The organism is Streptomyces sp. NRRL B-24572, from assembly GCF_002156145.1.
Taxonomy (GTDB): Bacteria; Actinomycetota; Actinomycetes; order Streptomycetales; family Streptomycetaceae; genus Streptomyces; species Streptomyces vietnamensis.
Window position 1 is genome coordinate 1 of the sequence record NZ_MWIG01000079.1, and the last position, 6,909, is coordinate 6,909.

Genomic DNA, 6,909 nt, shown 5'->3' on the forward strand with positions numbered 1-6,909 from the left:
CCTTCCCCGCGTCGGGCGCGTCGGCTGACGCCCCGGGCCCTCCCGGCCTCGTCAGCGAGGGGCGGCCGGCGGGTTCGGGGCGGCTTCCCCGGGCGTGCGGGCCCACGCGGCCCTGCGGCGGGTCTCGTTCTCCTGGGCCATACGACGCAGCAGGGCCAGGACCGGTTCCAGGAGGAGGACGACGACGGCGGCGTGCTCGGCGAGCTTGAGCCGGTCCTCGGCGTCGTCGAGCTCCTCGACCCGGTCGACGTCGAGCTTCGCGGCGGCCGCCGCCAGTTCGGCGTACGGCAGCAGTTCTCCGGTGCCGTACTCGACGCCGAGGCGGCTGAGGTCCATGAGGCTCGCGGCGAGGGCGCGGCGGTGCGGGGAGTCGGGGGAGACGTCCCAGCCCATGGCGCGTACGAGCTCGTCGACCCGGGGGGCCTGCTCGTCCACCGCGTCCGTCTCGGCGGCGTCGACGGGCGTCGGGAGCGCGTAGTGCACGACGCCGAGCGTGGCGAGCGGGTCGAGCGGCTCGTCGATCGCCGTGAGGACGTCGCGGGTGGCGGCGATGGACAGGCCGCCGCGGGCGGTCAGGGCGCGGATCAGGCGCAGGCGCTGGACGTGCTCGTCGCCGTACAGGGTCAGCGTGGCGCCGAGCGGGTGGCCGGGCGGCAGCAGGCCCTCCCGCAGGTAGTACTTGATCGTTCCGACCGGCGTTCCGGACAGGCGGCTCAGGTCAGAGATCTTCATGGGCACTCTCGCTCGAAGGCTGCTCGGTGTGTGGCGTGTGTTCCGTGGTTTCCGTGTGTGAGCAGTCTCCCAGGGGCTCGAATGGACACGTGCATTAGATAGTGACACTCTCTAGCTAGATAGTGAAGGTTTCTAATGTGTCGCCGACCAGCGACGACACCCCACCGAAGCGGAGCCCCTGCCATGTCCGAACCCACCCACCCGCTGCGCGTGAGCGCCCGAGGGCTGCTGCGCCGGCGTGGCGTGTGGCTGCCGTCGGCGGTGATCCTCGGCCTGCTGTCGTTCGTCCTGTCGCTGCTCTACCTGGGCGCCAACAACGACCCGGTCGGCGCGACGAAGGACCTGCCCATCGCCCTGGTCAACACGGACGAGGGCGCCCGGGTGGCCGGGAAGCGGATCGACCTGGGCGCGCAGATCACCGCGCAGATCACCGGATCCGCCGACCTGAAGGAGAAGGTCGACTGGAAGACGGTCGACCGCCGCACCGCCGACGACCTGCTCGCGCGCGGCAAGGTGTTCGGCGCGCTCGTCATCCCCGACGACTTCTCCGCCTCCGTGGCCGCACTCGCCGGGCCCGCGCAGCGCACGCCGCACCCGCCGACCATGACGGTCCTCACCAACCCGGCCGCCGGAAGCTTCGGCTCCTCCATGGCCACCGAGATCAACCGCAAGGTCGTCGAGACGACCTCCGCGGAGGTCGGCAAGCAGCTGGGGCAGGCAGCGGCCTCCACGCATCGGACAGGGGCGGCCGCCGCACACGCCGCTCCCGCCCCTGGTGCCGCCGCGCAGCTGATGATCGCCGACCCCGTGCACCTCTCCGTCCAGGAGGGGCACCACCTCGGACAGCACAGCGGGCTCGGCCTGAGCGCCTTCTTCTACGCACTCGTCCTCGTCCTCGGCGGCATGCTCGGCGCCAACGTCATCCACATGCAGGTGGACACCGCACTCGGCTACGCCGCCAGCGACAAGGGCCCCTTCCGCATCGTCAAGCCCGTCCAGCACGCCACCCGGGTGCACCACTTCCTGGTCTGCTCGGCGCTCATGGTCGTCCTGTCGATGCTGACCTCCGCGCTCGCCATGGCGGCGGCCGTCGGCGTCATCGGCATCGACGCCTCGAACCTGCCCATGCTGTGGCTCTTCGGCACCTGCGCCACGGCCGCCATGGGCATCACCGCGCTGGCCCTGCTCGCCGTCTTCGGCACCCCGGGCCCGCTCGTCTCCATGCTGGTCCTGATCGGCCTGGCCGTCCCGTCGGCCGGCGCCACCATCCCGATCCAGGCGCTCCCGGACTTCTACCGGTTCCTGGCCGAGTTCGAACCGTTCCGGCAGGTCGTCGACGGCGTCCGGTCCATCCTCTACTTCGGCGCCAGGACCGACGCCGGACTCGGCCACGCCTGGACGATGGTCGGCATCGGCTTCGGCGCCTCGCTCGCCCTCGGCCTCGCCCTCACCCGCCTCTACGACCGCCGGGGTCTGCACCGCTCGACTCCCCACCTGGCGCAGCCGGTTCCCGTCGGCTGAGTCCCGGGCGGCGGTGCGAGAATGCCCCGCATGGACGCGCAGGAGTTCGACCGGCTCGCCGCCCGCGCCCGGGAGCTCGCGGTGCCGGGGGACCGGCGGATCCTCGGGCTCGCCGGGGCGCCCGGGGCCGGGAAGTCCACGCTCGCCGCGCAGCTCGTCGCCCGGCTCGACGGGCTGGCGGTCCTCGTGCCGATGGACGGGTTCCATCTGGCGCAGGCCGAGCTCGAACGGCTCGGGCGGGCCGGACGGAAGGGCGCGCCCGACACCTTCGACGCCGCCGGGTACGCCGCGCTCCTCGCCCGGCTCCGTACCCCCGTCCCCGGCACCACCGTCTACGCGCCCGCCTTCGACCGCTCCCTCGAGGAGCCGATCGCGGGGGCGATCCCCGTCGGGCCCGAGGTCCCGCTCGTCGTCACCGAGGGGAACTACCTCCTCCACGACGAGGGAGCCTGGGCCGCGGTCCTGCCCTTCCTCGACGAGGCCTGGTACCTGGACCTGGACGCCCGCCGCCGCGTCCCCCGGCTCGTCGAGCGGCACGTCCGCTTCGGCAAGGACCGGGACCGTGCCGAGCGCTGGGTGCGAGACTCCGACGAGGCCAACGCCCGCCTGGTGGCCCGCGGCCGGGACCGCGCCCACCTGGTCGTGAGGATGAGCTAGCGGGACGGCTGCGGTCCCCGTCCCGAGGGCGAGTCGGAGGGACGGCTACGACCACCGCCCCGAGGGCGAGTCGGCGCAACGACTACGATCCCCGTCCCATGGACGTGGACATGATCGAGCTGACGTACCGGCCCACGCGGGCCGACATCCTCGCCGGGGTCCTGGTGCGCGAGCGCCTCCGACGCCTCCACCTCGTCCGGTGGGGCTTCACGGCGCTCTTCGGCGCGGCCGCCCTGCTGTCCCTGGCCGCGCGGCAGGCCTCCGCCGTGTCGTTCGTACTCGCCGTGTTCTGCGCCGTCCTGATCTGGGCGATGCCCCACCTCCAGGCGCACCACGCGCTGCGTACGGTCTCCTGGCAAGGCGAGTACCGCACGTCCGTGGGCGAGCAGGGGATCACGGCCGAGACCGCGCACGTGACGCTCCTCCAGCGCTGGTCGGTCTTCCGCGGCTACCGAGAGACCCGCGACCACCTCGTCCTGCTCAGCCGCGACCCGAACATCCTGCTCGTGGAGGTGCTGCCGCTGCGCGGGCTGCGCGCACCCGAGGACGCGGAGCGGCTACGGGCTCTGATGGACCGGCAGTTGCCCCGTCTCTGACGGTCTGGGGATGCGCGGAGGGCGCTGTTAGCCTGCTCGGCATGATCGGGAAACGCGCGGGGCTCCGCATATCCGGCTTATCGAGGTCGAGCGGCCCTCAGCGCGCCCTCATCGTCTCGACCTTCGTCAGTCGCGTGGGCAACGGTCTCTTCAACACCGCCGCGGTGCTCTACTTCACGCTCGTGGTGCACCTGCCCGCCGCGCAGGTCGGTGTCGGCCTCACGGTCGCCGGGCTCGTCGGGCTCCTTGCCGGGATCCCGGCCGGGAACCTCGCCGACCGGTGCGGGCCGCGTACGGTCTCGCTGGTGGCCCACACCCTCCAGGCCGTGACGATGGCCGCGTTCGTCCTCATCGACGACTGGGTCACGTTCACGATCATCGCCACCCTGGACCGGCTGGCCGCGACGGCGGGCGGCGCCGCGGGCGGTGCGCTCATCGCCCGCGCCGGCGGCGAACGGCCGGCCGCCTTCAGGGCGAGGCTCCGTACGTTCGTCAACCTCGGCGTGGTCCTGGGCACCCTCGGGGCCGCCTTCGCCGTCTCGGTCGACACCCGCGCGGCGTACACCGTGCTCATCCTCGCCAACGCCGCCAGCTTCGCCGTCGCCGGCCTGATCGCCCTCGTCGGCGTCCCGAACTACCGGCCCCTGCCCCGACCCGAGGAACACCACCGCTGGGCCGTCCTCGCCGACCGGCCGTACGTGACCTTCACCGCGCTCTACGGCGCCATGGGCCTGCAGTACCAGACCGTCTCCCTGCTCCTGCCGATCTGGCTCTCCGCCCACACCGACGCCCCCCGCTGGACCGTGGCGGCGGTCTACGCGGTCAACAGCGGGGTGTGCGTACTGTTCCAGAGCCGGATCGGCTCCCGTGTGGAGACGCCACGCCAGGGCGGCCGGGCGTTCCGTGTCGCCGGGCTGCTCTTCCTGGTCAGCTGCCCCCTGATGGCCCTGACGGCGGACGTCCCCGCCTGGGTCGCGCCCGCGCTCGCCGTCCTCGCCGTCTGCGTCCACAGCCTCGGAGAGGTGTGGGAGTCCTCGGGCGGCTACGCGCTCGCCTTCGATCTCGCCCCCGACCACGCCCAGGGGCAGTACCAGGGCTTCTTCGGCATCGGCTTCGCCGCAGGGCAGGCCCTGGCTCCGGTGGTCCTCACGACGGCCGTCCTCGGACTCGGCCACGCGGGCTGGCTGCTGCTCGGCGCGTTCTTCGCGGCCGTCGGCGCGGCGGGCCCGCCGGTGGCCGCCTGGGCGGAGCGCACCCGCCCGAAGGACAATCCATTCCCCCGTGACGCACGTACCCCTGAACAGGAATCCCTGTGAACAGGACCCCCTGCACCGGATGCCCGAGCGCTCCGTGAAAGGAGGAGCGATCATGAATCCCCTGAAGCGCGCAGCCCTCGCGGTGGGCTCCGCCGTCCTTCTGGCGGGCGCCGCGGGTGTCTCGGCGGCCCCCGCCTTCGCCGGCCAGCCCGACCAGTCCTGCGAAGAGCAGCCCGTCCGCCCCGGCCAGTCCCAGACCGCCCCCGGTTCCGCCTTCAACCCCGACGGCGTCTCCGGCACCCACTACGCGGGCGAACAGCCCCAGAACTCCGTCAACCCCCACTCCGTCTCCCAGTACGACGTGGCCTGCTTCCAGGTCTCGACGCACTGACCTCCCCCGTCCGGAGCGCGGGCGGGACACCGCCGGTGCGCGGGACGGTCGCACCGGCGGTCGTCCTTCCTAGCGGGCCCCGGCCCCCGCGTACTCCGCCGACGCCGACGCCGACGCCGACGCCGACGCCGACGCGAGCGTCCCGCCCGCGTGCTCCGTCGCCGCCACCGCGAGCGCCCGGATCAGCGGGTGCGGGACGGTGCCGTCGCCCGCCAGTTCCGGCTGGAAGAGGGTCGCCAGGAAGAAGGGGTGCGAGGGGAGTTCGGCGACGCGGATCCCGCCCTCCTCGTCCGCGCCCGTGAAACGGAGGCCGTGCGCCCGCAGGGCGTCCAGGTGACGGGTGTCGAAGCCGTAGTTGCAGTGGTACCGCTCCATCGTCCGCTCCGCGCCGAGCGCCTTCTCCGCGAGCGAGCCGGGAGTGACCCGTACGACCCCCTCGTGACCCACGAGGGAGCAGGCGAGCGGCGCGATCAACAGGTCCTCCGGGTCCGCCGAAGGCTCGTTCTCGGCGTGCGCCGCCCGCTCCAGGCCGCAGACGTCCCGCGCGTACTCGATCAGGGCGTGCTGGAAGCCGGCGCAGGTGCCGAGGAACGGGATGCCGTCCTCACGGGCCGTGCGGATCGCCGCGAGCGCTCCCGCCTCGCTCGCGTACGGGCTGCCCGGTGTCACCCACACCGCGTCGAAGCCCTTCACCGCGCCCGGGGCCTCCGCGTCGCCCGTCGGGATCCAGTACGCGTCGAGGGCCAGGCCGTCGCGTTCGGCGAGGGCGTCCAGGAGGAGCGGGATGCGGACGTGCGAGCGGACGTGCGGGGAGCGGTCGCCGACCAGGGCGATCCGGGGGGTGTGCGTCGGTGAGTTCATGGTGGCCATGCTGGGCGGGCGGCCCCGTTCACGTCCAACGATGATTCCTGCACCTTCCATCACGGACGCTTATCCCCACCCCGCTAGGGTGGCCGTATGACGAACGATCACGACTGGGAGTCCCGCGTCACCGCGCTCTGGGAGCGCCTCGACGACCTGGAGCCCGCCGACTTCCGCGCCCGCGTCGCCGCCCTCGCCGCCGAGCTGCCCGAGGACGAGCCCGCCGCCGTCTTCGAGCTGGGCGCCGCCCACGACTCCACCGGCATGCCCGAGGAGGCCGTCGTCCACTACGAGCGCGCCCTCGACCTCGGCCTCACCGGACTGCGCCGCCGCCGGGCCGTCATCCAGCTCGCCAGCAGCCTGCGCAACCTCGGCCGCCCCGACCGCAGCGTCGAACTCCTCACCGCCGAGCGGGCCGTCCCCGCCGACCGACTCGACGCCGACGAGCAGGCCCTCTCCGGCGCCGTCGACGCCTTCCTCGCCCTCGCCCTCGCCGACACCGGCCGCGACCGCGAGGCCGCCTCCCTCGCCCTCGGCGCCCTCGCGCCCCTGCTGCCCCGCTACAACCGCTCCCTCGCGTACTACGCCAAGGACCTCCTGAAGACCCCCTTCGGGTCCTGACCGCCGTATGGACCCGCACCTCCTCCGCACGTACGTCACCGTCGTCCGGCTCGCCTCCTTCTCCGAGGCCGCCCGCGACCTCGGCTACACCCAGTCAGCCGTCTCCCAGCACATCGCCGCCCTGGAGACCGACCTCGGGATGCCCCTGCTCACCCGGCGGCCCGTCGCCCCCACCCCGGCCGGGGAACGGCTCCTCGAACACGCCGGGGCGCTGCTGCTCCGCCTCGACGCGGCCCGCGCCGACCTCGACCGGTTCGCCGCCGCGCCCCGCGCG

9 protein-coding genes are annotated in these 6,909 nt (G+C 73.4%); 7 read left to right on the forward strand and 2 right to left on the reverse strand.

All coding sequences use genetic code 11. From position 1 onward, the window contains the following. Window positions 1-51: 51 nt before the first annotated feature. Window positions 52-732: a MerR family transcriptional regulator gene (locus CCN56_RS05075; RefSeq protein WP_086824012.1), complete on the reverse strand. Its 681-nt coding sequence runs from the start codon at window positions 730-732 to the stop codon at window positions 52-54. A gap of 183 nt (window positions 733-915) precedes the next feature. On the opposite strand from CCN56_RS05075, the gene CCN56_RS05080 reads away from it, so the two are divergent. From CCN56_RS05080 to CCN56_RS05100, 5 genes are all read left to right on the forward strand, one after another. Continuing rightward, window positions 916-2,253: a YhgE/Pip domain-containing protein gene (locus tag CCN56_RS05080; RefSeq protein ID WP_086824014.1), complete on the forward strand. Its 1,338-nt coding sequence runs from the start codon at window positions 916-918 to the stop codon at window positions 2,251-2,253. A 21-nt stretch (window positions 2,254-2,274) separates the two neighbouring features. Continuing rightward, a complete protein-coding gene (locus CCN56_RS05085; RefSeq protein ID WP_373412826.1) occupies window positions 2,275-2,910 on the forward strand; it encodes a nucleoside/nucleotide kinase family protein in 636 nt (211 codons plus the stop codon). Between the two features lie 98 nt (window positions 2,911-3,008). Further along, window positions 3,009-3,506 carry a YcxB family protein gene (locus CCN56_RS05090; RefSeq protein WP_086824018.1) on the forward strand — a complete coding sequence of 166 codons (498 nt, stop codon included), beginning with the start codon at window positions 3,009-3,011 and terminating at the stop codon, window positions 3,504-3,506. 41 nt (window positions 3,507-3,547) lie between these two features. Beyond that, a complete protein-coding gene (locus tag CCN56_RS05095; RefSeq protein ID WP_086824020.1) occupies window positions 3,548-4,822 on the forward strand; it encodes an MFS transporter in 1,275 nt (424 codons plus the stop codon). A gap of 52 nt (window positions 4,823-4,874) precedes the next feature. Beyond that, a complete protein-coding gene (locus CCN56_RS05100; RefSeq protein WP_086824022.1) occupies window positions 4,875-5,153 on the forward strand; it encodes a hypothetical protein in 279 nt (92 codons plus the stop codon). A gap of 69 nt (window positions 5,154-5,222) precedes the next feature. Here CCN56_RS05100 and CCN56_RS05105 read toward each other — a convergent pair whose 3' ends face one another. Further along, the gene (locus CCN56_RS05105) at window positions 5,223-6,014 is read right to left on the reverse strand and encodes a hypothetical protein (protein WP_373412827.1); all 792 of its coding nucleotides are present in this window, start codon (window positions 6,012-6,014) and stop codon (window positions 5,223-5,225) included. Window positions 6,015-6,110: 96 nt separating this feature from the next. On the opposite strand from CCN56_RS05105, the gene CCN56_RS05110 reads away from it, so the two are divergent. Together CCN56_RS05110 and CCN56_RS05115 are read left to right on the forward strand one after the other, a co-directional pair. Then, window positions 6,111-6,635, forward strand: coding sequence for a tetratricopeptide repeat protein (locus tag CCN56_RS05110; protein ID WP_086824026.1), 525 nt, complete (start codon window positions 6,111-6,113; stop codon window positions 6,633-6,635). A gap of 7 nt (window positions 6,636-6,642) precedes the next feature. Then, window positions 6,643-6,909 (forward strand): LysR family transcriptional regulator (locus CCN56_RS05115; RefSeq protein WP_143664429.1); only part of this gene is annotated, 267 nt, incomplete at its 3' end.

Excerpts from the sequence above, each read along its gene's own strand:
- CCN56_RS05080 (WP_086824014.1), top strand. The coding sequence starts at position 916 with ATGTCCGAACCCACCCACCCGCTGCGCGTGAGCGCCCGAGGGCTGCTG.
- CCN56_RS05075 (WP_086824012.1), bottom strand. The coding sequence starts at position 732 with ATGAAGATCTCTGACCTGAGCCGCCTGTCCGGAACGCCGGTCGGAACG.
- CCN56_RS05090 (WP_086824018.1), top strand. The coding sequence starts at position 3,009 with ATGGACGTGGACATGATCGAGCTGACGTACCGGCCCACGCGGGCCGAC.
- CCN56_RS05110 (WP_086824026.1), top strand. The coding sequence starts at position 6,111 with ATGACGAACGATCACGACTGGGAGTCCCGCGTCACCGCGCTCTGGGAG.
- CCN56_RS05095 (WP_086824020.1), top strand. The coding sequence starts at position 3,548 with ATGATCGGGAAACGCGCGGGGCTCCGCATATCCGGCTTATCGAGGTCG.
- CCN56_RS05100 (WP_086824022.1), top strand. The coding sequence starts at position 4,875 with ATGAATCCCCTGAAGCGCGCAGCCCTCGCGGTGGGCTCCGCCGTCCTT.
- CCN56_RS05085 (WP_373412826.1), top strand. The coding sequence starts at position 2,275 with ATGCCCCGCATGGACGCGCAGGAGTTCGACCGGCTCGCCGCCCGCGCC.
- CCN56_RS05105 (WP_373412827.1), bottom strand. The coding sequence starts at position 6,014 with ATGAACTCACCGACGCACACCCCCCGGATCGCCCTGGTCGGCGACCGC.